This is a genomic window from Streptomyces sp. SM10, assembly GCF_002910915.1.
Lineage (GTDB): Bacteria > Actinomycetota > Actinomycetes > Streptomycetales > Streptomycetaceae > Streptomyces.
Genome location: NZ_NEUF01000142.1, coordinates 1 through 15,750, shown reverse-complemented (window position 1 = coordinate 15,750; position 15,750 = coordinate 1). Strand labels below are relative to the sequence as shown.

Sequence of the window (15,750 nt, the reverse complement as noted above, 5' to 3'; positions counted from 1 at the left end):
GCTAGTGCCGCGTCAGGCAACGTTTGCCCTGTTGTGACGTGACGCGCCGTCCCGGTGCTGTGCCGGGCGGCGCGTGGCCGTCACCCTGTCCAGGTGGCAGAGCGAGTACGCGTACGCGAGATCGACGATGATGAGGGCAGACGGCTGCTGCGGATCATCCGCCGGGGCACCGGGTCGGTGGTGACCTGGCGGCGGGCCCAGATGGTCCTGCTGTCCGCGCAGAGCATGCCGGTGGCGAAGATCGCCGAGGTCACCTTCACCAGCGCGGACCGGGTCCGGGATGTGATCCACAACTTCAACGCCGACGGCTTCGAGTCGCTGTATCCGAAGTACAAGGGCGGGCGTCCGAAGACGTTCACACTGCCCGAGCGGCGCGAGATCAAAAAGATCGCGAAGTCGAAGCCGACCGAGCACGACCTGCCGTTCTCCACCTGGAGCCTGACCAAGCTGGCGGACTTCCTGGTCGCCGAGGGGGTGGTCGACGACATCAGCCACGAGGGCCTGCGCATCCTGCTCCGCGAGGAAGGCGTCTCCTTTCAACGCCTGAAGACCTGGAAGACCTCCCGCGATCCGGACTACGCGGCCAAGAAGGCCCGGGTCGAGCACCTCTACGCGATCGCCGACGGGGAGGTCATACCCGAGGTGGACGAGCCCGAAGTCATCTTCTGCGTGGACGAGTTCGGGCCGCTCAACCTGATGCCCCACCCCGGCCGGCAATGGGCCGAGCGCGGCGGGAAACACAAGGACCCCGACCGCGCACCGCGCCGCAGGCGGCGGGCGACCTACAACCGCTACGGCGGAGTACGGCACCTGTTCGCCGCCCTGGACCTGGCCAGGGACAAGCTCTACGGCCACATCAAGCCGATCAAGAAGCGCACCCAGTTCCTGGAGTTCTGCCGCTATCTGCGCAGCCTCTACCCGCCCCAGGTCCGCATCGCGATCGTCTGCGACAACTTCTCCCCGCACCTGACCACCAAGAAGTGCCAGCGGGTCGGCACCTGGGCCACGGCGAACAACGTCGAAATTGCCTACACCCCGACCAACAGCTCCTGGCTCAACCGGATCGAGGCCCAGTTCACCGCCCTTCGCTACTTCACCCTCGACGGCACCGACCACGCCAGCCACAAGGAGCAGGGCAGCATGATCCGCCGCTACATCATCTGGCGAAACAAGCACACCGCCGATATTCGCTTGCGCACCCTCGTCACACGGGTCAACGTCGCCTGACACCTGACGAAGGAAGAGAAAATGACCACGCAGACCCACCCCGTCGACCACGAACTCATCCAGGCCGCGGCGCACGTCGCTCGCACCCGCTGCCGGGGCGACAACCACACGATGGCAGCCGCGGCCCGCGCCCAGGACGGCCGGATCGTCACCACCGTGAATGCCTACCACTTCACGGGAGGTCCCTGCGCCGAGATGGTCCTCATCGGCGCGGCAGCCGCCCAGGGCGCCTACGAGCTCAACACGATCGTCGCGGTGGGCGACCGCGACCGAGGAGTTGTTCCCCCATGCGGCCGGTGTCGTCAGGTCCTCCTCGACTACTTCCCGTCCCTCAAGGTCATCGTCGGCGAAGGCGACCGCATCCGAACCGTCCTCATCACCGACCTGCTGCCCGAAAGCTACGTCTGGGCCGACCACCAGCTCGGCGCTGAGTGAACCGCTCCACCGAGCACCATCTGGCACCGCTGCCGACAACAGGGCGAACGTTGCCTGACGCGGCACTAGCAAACGAACCTGACCATGCGGCAGCTCGCGCTGCCGTTGGGGTCTGGATGTGGCTGCGTCCCGGTGATATCTGTTGAGATCGCCAAGCGCAGCAGGGGGGATGGCGTGACGAGCCAGCACGACGGTCAGCCGGGGGGCGAAGAGCAGCGGGCACTGACAGTGCTGCCGCCTAGGCTCAGCATGCCAAGGATGGCGACGCCGAAGCAGACGGTCACTTTCCTGATGGGCCCCGACGAATTCGAGGAGTTCGTGAAGGAATGGGTGCCGACGCAGGGGGCGAAGTACGACCTCGTTGAACGGCAGGGGGGCGCGGGGGACCACGGAATCGACGTGGCGGGCTTCCTGACACAGGCGAAGCTGGAGGGGGAATGGCACAACTACCAGTGCAAGCAGTACAAGCGAGATCTGTCCTGGACCACTGCGGCCCAGGAGATGCGGAAGATGTTCGTGGCCGCCGCGGCCGGTCACTTCACCGTCCCCAGTCGCTACGTCTTCGTTGCTCTCACCTTCGCTGCCAGCCTGAAGCGCATCCTCTCGAAGCCGTCCGAGTGCCGGGCAAAGTTCTTGGAGGAGCTGTCTACGACCAGAGACAAGCTCGTGGCCAAGCTGGATGATGACGAGCGCCGCAAGGTCAAGGAGCTGGCGGAAGGCACCGACTTCGGCATGTTCTCGTGCATCGATCTCGATCAGGTACTCATAGAGCACATGACGACGCCGCACTGGCTCGCGCGTTTTCCGCACGTTCCTCCGGCGAACGGGCCGAGCAAGCTGACTCCTCCCGAGCGGCCCCGCCACGACGAGGCGCGGTATGTGCAGCGCCTCGTCGATGTCTACCGGGAGCGGTTTCCCGACAAGATCAACACCCTGGAGCAGGTCGAGGACGTGGCCGAGGCCAAGGGGCACCTCCTGCGGCAGCGGGTGGCCTTTTTCGCCGCCGAGTCCGTGCGCGTGTTCGCGCGAGACTCGACCACGCCTGAATACTTCGACCAGGTCAAAGAAGATATCTACACAATTGTTGTGGAGGAGTCGGAGCGGTCTCACCCGAACGGCTGGGAACGCCACGCAGCCGTCGCGATCTGCGCGGGAACCGTGGAAGTGACCGAGACGATCCTCAAGCCCTACGTGGGGCCGGAGGTCCGCAAGGGGGTATGTCACCACCTCGCGAACGACAACCGCCTTATCTGGTGCCGGGAGGGAGAACAGTGACCCCGCTCAACAGCCCACTTGAGGTTGGCGTCCGGGCCCTTGTCCTTCTGGCCGAGAGCCGCCCCCGGCCCTTGGACCTCGCCCAGCTCGTCGCGCTGGACTACCTCGTACTCCACAGCGGCGAGTTCGACGGCCCGCGCAGCCTCCACCCCGACCTGCCAGCCCGGGAGGGCGAGCTCGGCAGGAAGCGCGAACTTCTCGAACAGGGGCTTCTCGTGCTGATCCGGGCCGGGCTGGCCGACCTCGTCAGCAGCGAGGGCGGCCTCATGTACGCGGCCACCGAAACCGGCCATACCTTCATCGAGGTGCTGGAAGCCCCTTACGTCGCCTCTCTGCGCGAGCGCGCTGAGTGGGCTCTCCGCCACTACGCCTCCCCAGCGCACGCCCGCAGCGTGACCCACCAGATCATCAACCGTGCCGCAACAGGCTCCGCATCCGAAGGGGCTGGCCATGGCTGACCTGCGTCTGACACATCTCACCTACGCCTCCGCGACCAAGCCGCTCGCCACAGTGGACTTCGACCCGTCCCTCACCGTCGTCTACGGCGCCTCGGACACAGGCAAGTCGTTCGTCGCGGAGTCCATCGAGTACATGCTCGGCGGCAGCAAGCTCGACCTCGTCTCCGAAGCCGAGGGATACAGCCAGATCCTCCTCGGCCTCGAACTCGACGACGGCACCCCGCTCACCCTGCTGCGCGCCCCGGACAGCAACACCATCCACGTGCACTGGGCCGACCTGCGGGAGTTGGTCACCCGCCCCTCCGACTTCGACGTCACGGCCAAGCACACGGCGCGCAGCAAGAACAGCCTCTCTCAGTTCCTCCTCGGCAACCTAGGATGGAGCGACCGGCGCATCCGCACGAACGATGCCGGCGGCACCCGCGAGTTGCGCCTGAGCGACCTGGTACACCTCTCGGTCGTCCCCGAGAACCGCATGGTCGACAAACGCTCCCCAGTCCTGCACTCCTCCTCGGCCAACGGGAAAACCGCGGCAACATCCGTCATGCGGCTGCTACTGACAGGAGAAAGCGACGCCGAAGCCACCACCGGCATGAACGCCGGCCAGCGCCGCGTCAACAAAGGACAAGTCAGCCTCCTCGACCGGATCATCGTCGACCTGCAGACCAAGCTCAGGACCTCTGAGAACGTCCAGGAACTCCGCGACCGGCACCGGCGACTGCAGACAACCATCGACGGCTACTCCCGCGCAGTCGAGACCATCACCCAACAGCACCTGAACTCCGTGGCTCACCGTATGTCGGTCACAGAGGAGCTGGCAGGGATCGAAGCACGCCTGGCCGAGGTCGGCGACCTCATGTCCCGGTTCACCCTGCTGGAAAAGCAATACCGCTCCGACATCGACCGGCTCGTCATGGTCACCGAGGCCGGCAACCTCCTAGGGTTCTTCAAGGTTGGCACCTGCGTCTTCTGCGGCGCCGAACCCGAACACCAGCACCCCGACCACAGCGAACGCGAGACGACCCAGCTGCATCTCGCAGTGGAGACTGAGATGGCCAAGACCACCTCCCTCCTCGATGACCTTCTCCCGACCATGCGCGACCTGCGCAGTCAGCTCGAAGAGCTCAGCAGCCGCAGGGAGGAACTGAGGGCATCCGCTGCTCGCCTCGACGCGGACATCTCCGTCACCCGAGGCCGGCTCGCCCCCCTGCGCGAGGACATGGACCAGCATCTGGAGGCCCGCTCGGCAATCGAACGGGACCTGGATCTTCACCAGCGCATCGAGGAACTGGAAGAACGCAGGTCGCACCTGGACGGTGAAGCCGCAACGCCCGCCCACCGGCCCACCGACTACATTCCGAACCGGGCACTCTCCGCTTTTGACCAAGTTCTCCGGCACACCCTGGAAGCGTGGAAGGTGCCCTCCGTCGAGTACGCGGAGTACGACCAGTACCAGATGGAGATCAGGGCAGGAAACCGACTGCGGGCCTCTCGGGGCAAAGGCGTCCGTTCCGTACTGCACTCCGCTTTCACTACGGCCCTGGCCCACTACTGCCGTGAACACGACCGGCCCCACCCCGGGCTCGTCGTCCTCGACTCGCCCGTCGTCACCTACCGGGCCCCCCATGAAAGCGACCCCCAGGGGGACGCCCCAGGTGACGACGTACCGATGACATCGACCGTCGTCGATCACTTCTACCGGAACATGCTCACCTTCCCAGGACAGGTGATCATCTTCGAGAATCCTGACCCACCCCGCGACGTCATCGCCCAGGCCCGCACCCACCGGTTCGGCCTGCATGAAGGCGACCGTGCCGGTTTCTTCCCTTCAAGCCGGGAGAGGCGGCCAGGTCCGTGAACGGCTGAGGTCACGAGCGACGAGCCGTAGGAACGGCGACCACCGTCCAGTAGATCCCAACGGGAGTGCACGACCTCGCCTTCTGGCACACATCACGCCGCTTTGGAGACATGCGAAACGGCGGAACCCATCGCCCACTCAACAGCAGCCACGACCTCGTCGTCCGATGCCTCCAGCAGGTGTCCATACCGGTCGACGGTCGTCGTGATCGACTCATGGCCGAGGCGGGCCTGAATCACAGGCAGTGGGACCTTGCCGGCGATGAGCCAGGAGGCGTGCGTGTGGCGGAGGTCGTGGACGCGCGGACGCTTGGTGAGGCCGACGGCGTTGGCGGCGTCGATGGCAGGCTTCCAGCGGTGTGCGTAGAACACGCCGGAGTGCCAGGCCCCGCCTTCTGGCGCGGTGAAGATCAGGTCGGTCGGCTTCTTCCCCTGGCAGCGGCGCTGGAACAGCTTCACCTGCTCCGGGGTAAGCACGAGCGTCCGGCGTGACTTCTTGGTCTTGGGGGCGCCGAGGAACGTCCCGCCCTCTCCACGCCGCTTCCAGGCGCGCTGCACGCGGAGCGTCGGCCGCTTCGACGCGAAGGTGAAGTCCCGGGGTTGCAGAGCGGTTATCTCGCCCCATCGGAGGCCGGTGCTCACCAGGGCATCGACGATGTCGACGGCGTCGGCGCGCACGTGTGTCTTGAGGAGTGCGTACTCCTCGGGTTCAAGGAAGACCTCGTCATCCTCGGTGTCGTTCCCCTTGGGCAAGCGCGTGTGGGCGCACGGGTTCGAGTCGCGTAGGGCGGGATCGGCGCTCACGGCGGACTGGAAGATGCTGTAGAGCAAACCGTGGAGGTTGGCAATGGTCTTCGGGGCGTACGCCCGGCGCTTCGTACCGGCTGGGTGCAGAGGGCCGAGCCTCCCGTTCTGAAGGTCCAGAATCCACCGGCTGACGTGGTCCCGGGTAAGCCTGCTCCCGCGGTCGGAGACTGACAGCTCGCCGAACCACGGGATCATGTGGTTATCGATGAACCGTGTGTAGTTGGTTCTGGTGTGCTCGGATATGTCCGTGAGTAGCCCCACGTAGGCGTGCGCGTAGACCGCAAACTTCTCTGAGTCCGGCAGCGGGGGCTCGTCAGCCTCAACGAACCCCTCCCCCTTGACCCACCCCGGCGGCCATTGCTGTCCGTGACCGTTGACCAGATCACGGAAGCGCTTCGCTTGATCGTCATCGTCGAAGGTCTCGCGACACCAGGCCCCCGTCCGGGAGCCGCCGGCCCGCCACATGACGGTGTACGAGGGGTCTCCGGACAGCCGGGAATTGGTCTTGATGTAAGCCATGGGAGTAAGCGTACGAGGCTTCGGTGCGGCGTTCGTGCGGCGAACGCCTTGCCTGCCTAGCGTGAAACCTACGTTTTCGCAGGTCACGACGTTTCTGCTGTGGTGGGGCGGGTGGGACTCGAACCCACGGCCGACGGATTATGAGTCCGCTGCTCTAACCGGCTGAGCTACCGCCCCTTTACGGCGTGGCGCGTACATGTGTACGCGCCGTCTGCCGCAGCATAGCCGGTCATACGATCTCCTGCTGGCGATGGTCTGCTTCGCGTGACCATGAAGACAGTGCAGCGTGCTGCCCGGTTCCAGGCGATGCGGAATCACCCCGAAAGAGTCACGGGCCGCCCCTGTGGGGCACACGAAAGAGGGCCCCGAAGGGCCCTCTTCCGTTCCGCTCCCCCGACTGGACTCGAACCAGTAACCCTCCGGTTAACAGCCGAATGCTCTGCCAATTGAGCTACAGGGGATCGCGCTCCCCCGACTGGACTCGAACCAGTAACCTGCCGGTTAACAGCCGGCTGCTCTGCCAATTGAGCTACAGGGGATTGCTGCGTTGCCTCGAATCGTACCTGCCTGGCTGCTGCCGAGCGGCGCGCGTTCGCTGCGACACATACATTAGCGCAAGCAGGGGGGTGCTCCGCCAATCGGTATGCCCCGGGGTGATCTCGGGTGTCTGCGGGTAGGCGGGCAGCACACGTCGCACGGAGCGAAGGAAGGGTGGCAGCCATGCGGTACCGGCTCACGTTCATCGCCGGAGTGGCGCTCGGTTACGTGCTCGGCACGCGAGCCGGGCGCGAGCGCTACGAGCAGCTCAAGAAGGCCGCGCAGCAGCTGGCCGAGAATCCCGCGGTGCGGAACGCGGCGGAGTCCGCCGCGCACGGCAGCCGGGACTTCGCCGGCAAGGCGTACCACTCGGTGAGCGAGAAGGTCGGGGACAAGGTCCCCGTGTCCGTCTCCGACCGGGTGCGCTCGCTGCGTGAGCGCAGCGGCCAGAACGGCAGCGACGACTGGGGCACGACGAACACCTGAGGCTCGTTCCCGTACCGGGTACCGCCCGGTACGGGAACGGTCCCGCGTGCGGCAGAATCGTGTCCATGGGCATAGTGGCCGGCTTGGACAGTTCTTCCGCCTTCACGCACATCGTGGTCTGCGACGCAGACACCGGTGCGGTGCTGCGGCAGGGGTACGCCGCGCATCCCGTCGAGGCCAAGGCCTCCGAGGTGGATCCGCAGGCGTGGCTGCTCTCACTCGGTGAGGCGGCCTCCGGAGGGCTGCTCGAAGGCGTGCAGGCCATCGGTGTGTCCGCGCAGCAGCACGGGCTGGTGCCGCTGGACCGCCAGGGGAATCTCGTACGGCAGGCGCTGCTCGGCAACGACCGCCGGGCGCAGGCCGCCGCGGCCGACCTGATCGACGGACTCGGAGGGCGACGGCCCTGGGCCGAGGCCGTCGGGGCCGTGCCGCAGGCCGCGCAGCCGGTGGCGAAGCTGCGCTGGCTGGCCCGGACCGAACCGGAGAACGCGCAGCGGGTCGCCGCCGTCCTGCAGCCCCACGACTGGCTCGTGTGGCAGCTCCTCGGCCGTCCCGCCCGCCGGACGACCGACCGCGGTGCCGCGTCCGGCACCGGTTACTGGTCGGCGGGTTCCGCGTCCTACCGGCCCGACCTCGTGGAACTCGCGCTCGGCCACCAGGCCGCGCTGCCCGAGGTCCTCGGCCCGGCCGACGCCGCGGGGACCACTCCGGAGGGACTGCTGATCTCGGCGGGCACCGGCGAGACGATGGCCGCGGCCTTCGGGCTGGGCGTCGCCGTCGGGGACGCCGTCGTGTCACTGGGGGCCTCGGGTTCGGTGATGGCCGTGCACCACGAGGCGCTGGCCGACCCCACGGGGATGATCACCTCCTTCGCCGACGCCACCGGGATGCACCTCCCGGTGGTCCACACGTCGAACGCGGTGCGCGCACTGCGCGGCACCGCCGAGATGCTGGGTCTCGACGGAGGCCTGGACGAACTCTCCGCACTGGCCCTGAAGTCGACGCCCGGCGCCTCCGGGCTCGTCCTGCTGCCGTACCTGGAGGGTGAGCGCACCCCCCAACTGCCGCACACCGCGGGGACGCTCAGCGGGCTGCGGCGCGAGTCGATGAAGCCGGAGCACCTGGCGCGGGCCGCCTTCGAGGGCATGCTCTGCTCGCTGGCCGACGCGCTGGACGTGCTGCGCGACCGGGGCGTGGAGGTGCGGCGGGTGTTCCTGCTGGGCGGAGCGGCCGAGCTACCCGCCGTGCAGGCGCTGGCGCCCGCGCTGTTCGGCACCCAGGTCGTCGTGCCGCAGCCCGCCGAGTACGCGGCGCTGGGTGCGGCCCGGCAGGCCGCGTGGGCCCTCGGGGTCTCGCAGGGGACGCTCGATCCACGTACTCCCCCGGCTTGGCAGGGCGCCGCGGCGCAGGTGCTTGAGCCGGGTGAGGAGCTCCCGGTCGGCCGTGCGGTACGCCAGCAGTACGGCGCGACCCGGGACCAGATCCACCCCGGGGCCTTCGACACCACTGTCTGAGAAGTCCGGGATTTGACCCGGGCTTGAGCAAAAGCGTTCGCCGTCGGGGTGTGGCGTACCGGAGGATGGATCGGCCTCTGTCCGTCGCCGACCGAGAGACACGCGTGCTCATAAAACTCCTGCGGACCCATCTGGGTCCGTACAGACAGCCCATCGTGCTGCTGGTGCTGCTCCAGCTCCTGCAGACCTGCGCCAGCCTCTATCTGCCCAGCCTCAACGCGGACATCATCGACAACGGTGTCGTGCAGGGCGACACGGGTTACATCCTTCAGTTCGGCGCCGTGATGATCGCGGTCAGCGTCATCCAGATCGTCTGCAACATCGGGGCTGTCTACTACGGCGCCCGGACCGCGTCCGCGCTCGGGCGCGACGTACGGGCGTCGGTCTTCGGCCGGGTGCAGTCGTTCTCCGCGCGTGAGGTGGGACGGTTCGGGGCACCTTCGCTGATCACCCGTACGACCAATGACGTCCAGCAGGTCCAGATGCTCGTCCTGATGGCGTTCACGCTGATGGTCTCGGCGCCCATCATGTGCGTCGGCGGCGTCATCATGGCGCTCGGCCAGGACGTCCCCCTGTCGGCGGTGCTGCTGGCCGTGCTGCCCGTCCTCGGGATCTCGGTGAGCCTCATCGTGCGGCGGATGCGTCCGCTGTTCCGCACGATGCAGGTGCGGCTGGACACGGTGAACCGCGTGCTGCGCGAACAGATCACCGGCAACCGTGTCATCCGCGCCTTCAACCGTGACGGCTACGAGGAGGAGCGCTTCCGCGGCGCCAACACGGAGCTGACGGGCGTCGCGGTGTCGACGGGCCGGCTGATGGCCCTCATGTTCCCGACCGTGATGACGGTGGTGAACCTGTCGTCCATCGCGGTGGTCTGGTTCGGGGCGCACCGCATCGACAGCGGAGGGATGCAGATCGGGGCGCTGACCGCGTTCCTCGCGTATCTGATGCAGATCGTCATGTCGGTGATGATGGCCACCTTCATGTTCATCATGGTGCCGCGCGCCGAGGTCTGTGCCGAGCGCATCCAGGAGGTCCTGGAGACCGAGTCAAGTGTGGTGCCGCCCACCGCGCCGGTCACGAAGCTGCTCAAGCACGGGCATCTGGAGATCCGGGGCGCCCAGTTCCGCTACCCGGGCGCCGAGGAGCCGGTACTGCGTTCGGTCGATCTCGTGGCGAGGCCCGGGGAGACGACCGCGATCATCGGGTCGACGGGCAGCGGGAAGTCGACGCTGCTCGGGCTCGTGCCGAGGCTGTTCGACGCGACCGACGGCGACGTGCTCGTCGACGGCACGGACGTGCGGACGCTTGATCCGGTCCTGCTGGCGAAGTCCGTGAGCCTGGTCCCGCAGAAGCCGTATCTGTTCTCGGGGACGGTCGCGACGAATCTGCGCTACGGCAATCCGGACGCGACCGACGAGGAGCTGTGGCACGCCCTGGAGGTGGCGCAGGCGAAGGACTTCGTGGAACGGCTGGAGCACGGTCTGGACGCGCCGATCGCACAGGGCGGCACCAACGTCTCCGGTGGCCAGCGGCAGCGGCTCGCGATCGCGCGGACACTGGTGCAGCGGCCGGAGATCTACCTGTTCGACGACTCGTTCTCGGCCCTGGACTACGCGACGGACGCCGCGCTGCGCGGTGCGCTGTCCCAGGAGACGGCGGGAGCGACCGTGGTCATCGTGGCGCAGCGGGTGTCCACGATCCGTGACGCCGACCGGATCCTGGTGCTGGACGAGGGCCGGCTCGTCGGGACCGGCACCCATCACGAGCTGATGGGCGGAAACGAAACCTACCGGGAGATCGTGCTCTCCCAGCTGACGGAAGCGGAGGCCGCCTGATGGCAGGGCCGGGCGGACGGATGATGGCAGGGCCCACCGAGCGGTCCATGGACTTCAAGGGGTCGGGCAAGCGGCTGCTGCGGCGGTTCAGCAAGGAGAAGTCCTCGCTGTATCTGATGCTGGGCGCGGGGACGCTGAGCGTGGCGCTGTCGGTGGTGGGGCCGAAGATCCTCGGCGGGGCCACGGACCTGATCTTCGCGGGTGTCGTCGGCGGGCAGATGCCGGACGGTGCGACGAAGCAGCAGACCATCGACGGCCTGCGCGAGCAGGGCAGCGGCGGACTCGCCGACATGCTGAGCGGGGTGGACTTCGTCCCCGGTGACGGCATCGACTTCGGTGCGGTCGGCAGCGTCCTGCTGGCGGCGCTGGCCGTGTACGTCGGCGCGGGGCTGCTGATGCTGGTGTCGAGCCGGGTGTCGATCCGTGTGATCAACCGCGTCGTCTTCCAACTGCGCGAGGACCTCCAGACGAAGCTCTCGCGGCTGCCTCTGTCGTACTTCGACAAGCAGCAGCGCGGCGAGGTCCTGAGCCGGGCGACGAACGACATCGACAACATCTCGCAGACGATGCAGCAGACGATGGGCCAGCTCATCAACTCCCTGCTGACCATCGTCGGCGTACTGATCATGATGTTCTGGATCTCGCCGCTCCTCGCCCTGGTCGCTCTGGTGACGATCCCGCTGTCGGTGCTCGTCGCCACGCGGGTCGGCAAGCGGTCGCAGCCGCACTTCGTGGCGCAGTGGAAGGTGACGGGCAAGCTCAACGCCCACATCGAGGAGATGTACACCGGCCACGCCCTGGTGAAGGTCTTCGGGCGCCAGGAGGAGTCCGCGACGGACTTCGCCGAGCAGAACGACGCGCTGTACGAGGCGGGCTTCAAGGCCCAGTTCAACAGCGGGATCATGCAGCCGCTGATGATGTTCGTGTCGAACCTGAACTACGTGCTGGTCGCGGTCGTCGGCGGGCTGCGGGTGGCTTCGGGCTCGCTCTCGATCGGTGACGTGCAGGCGTTCATCCAGTACTCGCGGCAGTTCTCGATGCCGCTGACGCAGGTCGCCTCGATGGCGAACCTGGTGCAGTCGGGCATCGCGTCGGCCGAGCGGGTCTTCGGCCTGCTGGACGCCGAGGAGCAGGGGCCGGACCCGGACCCGGCCGAGCGGCCGGAGGAGGTGCGCGGCAGCGTCGCGCTGGAGCACGTGTCCTTCCGCTACGACCCGGAGAAGCCGCTCATCGAGGACCTCTCGCTGAGCGTGGAGCCGGGCCACACGGTCGCGATCGTCGGGCCGACCGGGGCGGGCAAGACGACGCTGGTCAATCTGCTGATGCGGTTCTACGAGGTGACGGGCGGCCGGATCACCCTCGACGGGGTCGACGTGGCGCGGATGTCGCGTGACGAACTGCGGTCGGGCATAGGCATGGTGCTCCAGGACACCTGGCTGTTCGGCGGCACGATCGCGGAGAACATCGCCTACGGCGCCTCGCGCGAGGTGACGCGGGAGGCGATCGAGGAGGCGGCGCGGGCGGCCCACGCCGACCGCTTCGTCCGTACGCTGCCCGACGGCTACGACACGGTGATCGACGACGAGGGCGCGGGCGTCAGCGCGGGTGAGAAGCAGCTGATCACCATCGCGCGGGCGTTCCTGTCCGACCCGGTGATCCTGGTGCTGGACGAGGCCACCAGCTCGGTGGACACCCGGACCGAGGTGCTGATCCAGAAGGCGATGGCGCGGCTGGCCCACGGGCGTACGAGCTTCGTGATCGCCCACCGGCTCTCCACCATCAGGGACGCGGACGTGATCCTGGTGATGGAGAACGGCTCGATCGTCGAGCAGGGCACGCACGACGAGCTGCTCGGCGCCGAGGGCGCCTACGCCCGGCTGTACGCCGCGCAGTTCGCACAGGCGCTGGCCGAGGTCGACTGATGCGGACCGGACGGCCGTCGAGGCGTCCCCCGGCGGCCGTCCGGTCTCAGTCCAGGTAGCCCCGGAGCTGGTCGGCGAAGGCGTGGTCCCGCAGCTTGTCGAGCGTCTTGGACTCGATCTGGCGGATGCGTTCGCGGGTCACGCCGAAGATCCTCCCTATCTCCTCCAGCGTGCGCGGCCGCCCGTCGTCCAGGCCGTAACGCAGCTGGACGACCTTCCTCTCGCGCTCCCCGAGGGTGGAGAGCACCGCTTCGAGGTGTGCGCGCAGCAGGAGGAAGGCCGCGGACTCGACGGGTGAGGCGGCGTCGCCGTCCTCGATGAGGTCGCCGAAGGCCACGTCGTCCTCCTCGCCGACGGGGGCGTGCAGGGAGACGGGCTCCTGGGCGAGGCGCAGTATCTCGCCGACGCGTTCGGGCGTGAGGTCGAGCTGGGCGGCGACCTCTTCGGCGGTGGGCTCGTAGCAGCGTTCCTGGAGTATGCGGCGCTGGACACGGACGACCCGGTTGATCAGCTCGACGACGTGCACCGGGACCCTGATGGTCCTGGCCTGGTCGGCCAGCGCCCGGGACATGGCCTGGCGGATCCACCAGGTCGCGTACGTGGAGAACTTGTAGCCCCGGGCGTAGTCGAACTTCTCGACCGCCCTGATCAGCCCGAGGTTCCCCTCCTGGACCAGGTCGAGCATGGTCAGGCCCCGGCCGACGTAACGCTTGGCCACGGAGACGACGAGGCGGAGGTTGGCCTCGATGAGCCGGCGTTTCGCCATCCGCCCCATGACCACGAGGCGGTCCAGGTCGAAGGCGAGCCGGGAGTCCGGGTCGGGGGTGCGGGCGAGCCGTTGCTCGGCGAAGAGCCCCGCCTCGACGCGGCGGGCGAGGTCCACCTCATCGGCGGCGCTCAGCAGCGGAATCCGACCGATCTCGCGTAAGTACTGGCGGAAGAGGTCGGAGGACGGGCCGCCTGCTTCCGGGCGGCCGCGCGGCACGGGGAGCTCGGGGCGTTCCACCGGTTCCTCCAGCACCGGTTCGGGCATGCCCGCCGTCTCCAGGTGGTGTGCGACCCGGTTCTGCGCGGGAATCGCCGGGACGAGCTCGGTCGTGATCGGCACGGTCCGGGTCTGCACGGGGGCGACCTCCAGGTGATCGCTGCGCGGATCGCGGGATGGAGGTCCGCCCTCGGCGGACCGGCCGCGCTCCGATGACTCAGGCACCGCCATCCAGTGTGGGGTACGACACATCACTGCCACGAGGGGCGTGCGGTGACTTTTTGCGTCCGGAGGGTGACGGGGTGCTGATCACGCCCGATCCGGACGAGGCAGGACAAGAGGCCCTAGAGGCAATGCCGTTCGGTTAGCCGTCTGGCGGGTTTGGCAACGTACGGATCTCGATGTGGACGGTGGTCTTGTGGGTGCGATGGTCGATGTCGCGGCCGACGGCGCGGTACTTGGAACTGATCGCTCGTTTCTTCACGCGGGGCCGGGACCGTTCTCGGCGGGCGGGTAGGAGGCCGTTGAGTATGGCGGTGCCGATCCGGCCGACGAGGTCGATCCGGGTGTGGGTGATGATGCCGGCCGCACGGATGATCTGGTCACGTGCCGTGTTCAGCGCGATGGTGAATGCGGCGCGGTCGGGGTCGATGTCGGGCCGGTGCAGGACAGCGTCGCTCATCGCGGTGCGTAGTGCCTGGTAGGCGACCAGGAGTGCCCAGGTCTCCTGGGTGACGGCTGCCGGGTGGCGTCCGCGCAGGACTCTGCCACCGAGGATGGTCGATTTCAGCTCGCAGTAGCTGGTCTCGATTTCCCAGCGCTCGCGGTAGAGCCTGACCAGTGCGGTGGCGGGTGCCTCGTCCGGGTCGAGCAGGCTGGTGACAAGCCGGTAGGTGCTACGAGTGACGGGGCGCTTGCCGGTGCCGTCGGTGGGGGTGAGAGTGATGGTGGCCTCGATGACGCGGACGGTGACTTCCCCTATGCGGGACAGGAACGTGCCGTCGGGCAGCCGGCGCCCGATCGGCAACTTGAGAGCCGTGGTGTGGGTCTTGGCACGGATGAGGAAGTCCGCGCCGGTGGAGGCGACCGTGCTCACGAAGGCGGTGGCGGAGAAGTTCCGGTCGCCCAGCAGCAGCGTTCCGGGCCGTAGCGCTCCGGTCGTGCCCGCGGTGGTGGCCAGGTCGCGGGCGTAGGTCAGTTCGCCGGTCGCGTCGGTGCCGAAGACGGCGTCCAGGAGGGTTCGGGTCCCGCAGGCCACCAGCGTGACCAGACGCAGCATCGGGTATCCGGCCGGCCCGTTCTGTCCTGCCTTCGCCTTGGGGAACACTTGCAGGTTCGCGGGTGTGTCCGGCAGGGCGATCTGGGTGCCGTCGATCGCGACCACCAGTCTGCCCGCGAACCGTGTCATTTGTGTCGCGGCCACTGCTGCGGGGCCTTTGACCAGGTCGAAGAGTGCTTTCAACGGTTTGGGGCCGACGCGTCGCATCGCGGCCGTGATCGATGAACCCGCCGGCACGGGCAGCGGCGCGGGCAGTGAGGCGGTCAGCCGGGACCAGATCCCGGTCCAGCCCAGGCCGGTGAACAGCGCGCCTGCGAGCAGGAGGTAGACCACCACCCGCGACGGCAGCCGCCGCACCCGCTGCTGCAGACCACCCGCGGATGCGAGCGCCTCATCGACGAGATGGAAGGGAACAACCTGGGTCAACTCGCCCAGGTGCCCCACGGCAAACACACCGGGGGCATGCGTAATGACAGAATCGGACACAGCAGCCCTTGTGGAGGAACACGAGTCTTGGCGGACCCGAGAACCACTACAAGGGCTGCACCCGTATCACCAGCCGAAACGCCGAGCATTGCGCCGCAGATCGAACCTCTAACCGAACGGCATTG

12 protein-coding genes and 3 tRNA genes are annotated in these 15,750 nt (G+C 67.7%); 9 read left to right on the top strand and 6 right to left on the bottom strand.

Annotation, left to right across the window (positions count from 1 at the left end; genetic code table 11):
* Positions 1 to 93: 93 nt before the first annotated feature.
* From B9S57_RS23010 to B9S57_RS22990, 5 genes are all read left to right on the top strand, one after another.
* Positions 94 to 1,227, top strand: coding sequence for an IS630 family transposase (locus B9S57_RS23010; RefSeq protein ID WP_103514550.1), 1,134 nt, complete (start codon positions 94 to 96; stop codon positions 1,225 to 1,227).
* A gap of 21 nt (positions 1,228 to 1,248) precedes the next feature.
* Positions 1,249 to 1,662, top strand: a complete 414-nt coding sequence (locus B9S57_RS23005) for a cytidine deaminase (RefSeq protein WP_103514549.1) — start codon at positions 1,249 to 1,251, stop codon at positions 1,660 to 1,662.
* A 258-nt stretch (positions 1,663 to 1,920) separates the two neighbouring features.
* Entirely contained in the window at positions 1,921 to 2,937 is a 1,017-nt protein-coding gene (locus B9S57_RS23000; protein ID WP_258036516.1) for an ABC-three component system protein, read from the top strand.
* Positions 2,934 to 3,395: an ABC-three component system middle component 2 gene (locus tag B9S57_RS22995; RefSeq protein WP_103517490.1), complete on the top strand. Its 462-nt coding sequence runs from the start codon at positions 2,934 to 2,936 to the stop codon at positions 3,393 to 3,395. Before B9S57_RS23000 ends, B9S57_RS22995 begins: the two co-directional genes overlap by 4 nt.
* Positions 3,388 to 5,253: a hypothetical protein gene (locus tag B9S57_RS22990; RefSeq protein WP_103517489.1), complete on the top strand. Its 1,866-nt coding sequence runs from the start codon at positions 3,388 to 3,390 to the stop codon at positions 5,251 to 5,253. Before B9S57_RS22995 ends, B9S57_RS22990 begins: the two co-directional genes overlap by 8 nt.
* Before the next feature lie 92 nt (positions 5,254 to 5,345).
* Here the strand turns inward: B9S57_RS22990 and B9S57_RS22985 are convergent, their stop codons facing one another.
* The 4 genes from B9S57_RS22985 to B9S57_RS22970 form a co-directional block, all read right to left on the bottom strand.
* Positions 5,346 to 6,578: a tyrosine-type recombinase/integrase gene (locus B9S57_RS22985; protein WP_103517487.1), complete on the bottom strand. Its 1,233-nt coding sequence runs from the start codon at positions 6,576 to 6,578 to the stop codon at positions 5,346 to 5,348.
* 100 nt (positions 6,579 to 6,678) lie between these two features.
* Positions 6,679 to 6,755: transfer RNA gene (locus B9S57_RS22980), tRNA-Ile, on the bottom strand.
* 211 nt (positions 6,756 to 6,966) lie between these two features.
* A tRNA-Asn gene (locus B9S57_RS22975) sits at positions 6,967 to 7,039 on the bottom strand.
* A 5-nt stretch (positions 7,040 to 7,044) separates the two neighbouring features.
* Positions 7,045 to 7,117, bottom strand: a tRNA-Asn gene (locus tag B9S57_RS22970).
* Positions 7,118 to 7,298: 181 nt separating this feature from the next.
* On the opposite strand from B9S57_RS22970, the gene B9S57_RS22965 reads away from it, so the two are divergent.
* The 4 genes from B9S57_RS22965 to B9S57_RS22950 all read left to right on the top strand — a co-directional run bounded on the left by B9S57_RS22965 (position 7,299) and on the right by B9S57_RS22950 (position 12,875).
* Positions 7,299 to 7,601, top strand: a complete 303-nt coding sequence (locus tag B9S57_RS22965) for a hypothetical protein (protein WP_103517485.1) — start codon at positions 7,299 to 7,301, stop codon at positions 7,599 to 7,601.
* A 65-nt stretch (positions 7,602 to 7,666) separates the two neighbouring features.
* Positions 7,667 to 9,115 carry an FGGY family carbohydrate kinase gene (locus B9S57_RS22960; protein ID WP_103517483.1) on the top strand — a complete coding sequence of 483 codons (1,449 nt, stop codon included), beginning with the start codon at positions 7,667 to 7,669 and terminating at the stop codon, positions 9,113 to 9,115.
* 104 nt (positions 9,116 to 9,219) lie between these two features.
* A complete protein-coding gene (locus B9S57_RS22955) occupies positions 9,220 to 10,953 on the top strand; it encodes an ABC transporter ATP-binding protein (RefSeq protein ID WP_103517492.1) in 1,734 nt (577 codons plus the stop codon).
* A complete protein-coding gene (locus tag B9S57_RS22950; RefSeq protein WP_103517481.1) occupies positions 10,953 to 12,875 on the top strand; it encodes an ABC transporter ATP-binding protein in 1,923 nt (640 codons plus the stop codon). The genes B9S57_RS22955 and B9S57_RS22950 overlap by 1 nt, the downstream gene beginning before the upstream one ends.
* A gap of 46 nt (positions 12,876 to 12,921) precedes the next feature.
* On the opposite strand, the gene B9S57_RS22945 is transcribed toward B9S57_RS22950, so the two are convergent.
* Complete coding sequence (locus tag B9S57_RS22945; RefSeq protein ID WP_103517479.1) at positions 12,922 to 13,998, bottom strand: RNA polymerase sigma factor; 1,077 nt, start codon at positions 13,996 to 13,998, stop codon at positions 12,922 to 12,924.
* A gap of 226 nt (positions 13,999 to 14,224) precedes the next feature.
* Positions 14,225 to 15,583, bottom strand: a complete 1,359-nt coding sequence (locus tag B9S57_RS22940; RefSeq protein WP_374935955.1) for an IS4 family transposase — start codon at positions 15,581 to 15,583, stop codon at positions 14,225 to 14,227.
* Positions 15,584 to 15,750: the final 167 nt, after the last annotated feature.

What these genes read in the sequence shown, in the direction of transcription:
- B9S57_RS23005 (WP_103514549.1), top strand. Translation starts at nt 1,249, where the DNA reads ATGACCACGCAGACCCACCCCGTCGACCACGAACTCATCCAGGCCGCG.
- B9S57_RS23000 (WP_258036516.1), top strand. Translation starts at nt 1,921, where the DNA reads ATGGCGACGCCGAAGCAGACGGTCACTTTCCTGATGGGCCCCGACGAA.
- B9S57_RS22990 (WP_103517489.1), top strand. Translation starts at nt 3,388, where the DNA reads ATGGCTGACCTGCGTCTGACACATCTCACCTACGCCTCCGCGACCAAG.
- B9S57_RS22985 (WP_103517487.1), bottom strand. Translation starts at nt 6,578, where the DNA reads ATGGCTTACATCAAGACCAATTCCCGGCTGTCCGGAGACCCCTCGTAC.
- B9S57_RS22965 (WP_103517485.1), top strand. Translation starts at nt 7,299, where the DNA reads ATGCGGTACCGGCTCACGTTCATCGCCGGAGTGGCGCTCGGTTACGTG.
- B9S57_RS22960 (WP_103517483.1), top strand. Translation starts at nt 7,667, where the DNA reads ATGGGCATAGTGGCCGGCTTGGACAGTTCTTCCGCCTTCACGCACATC.
- B9S57_RS22950 (WP_103517481.1), top strand. Translation starts at nt 10,953, where the DNA reads ATGGCAGGGCCGGGCGGACGGATGATGGCAGGGCCCACCGAGCGGTCC.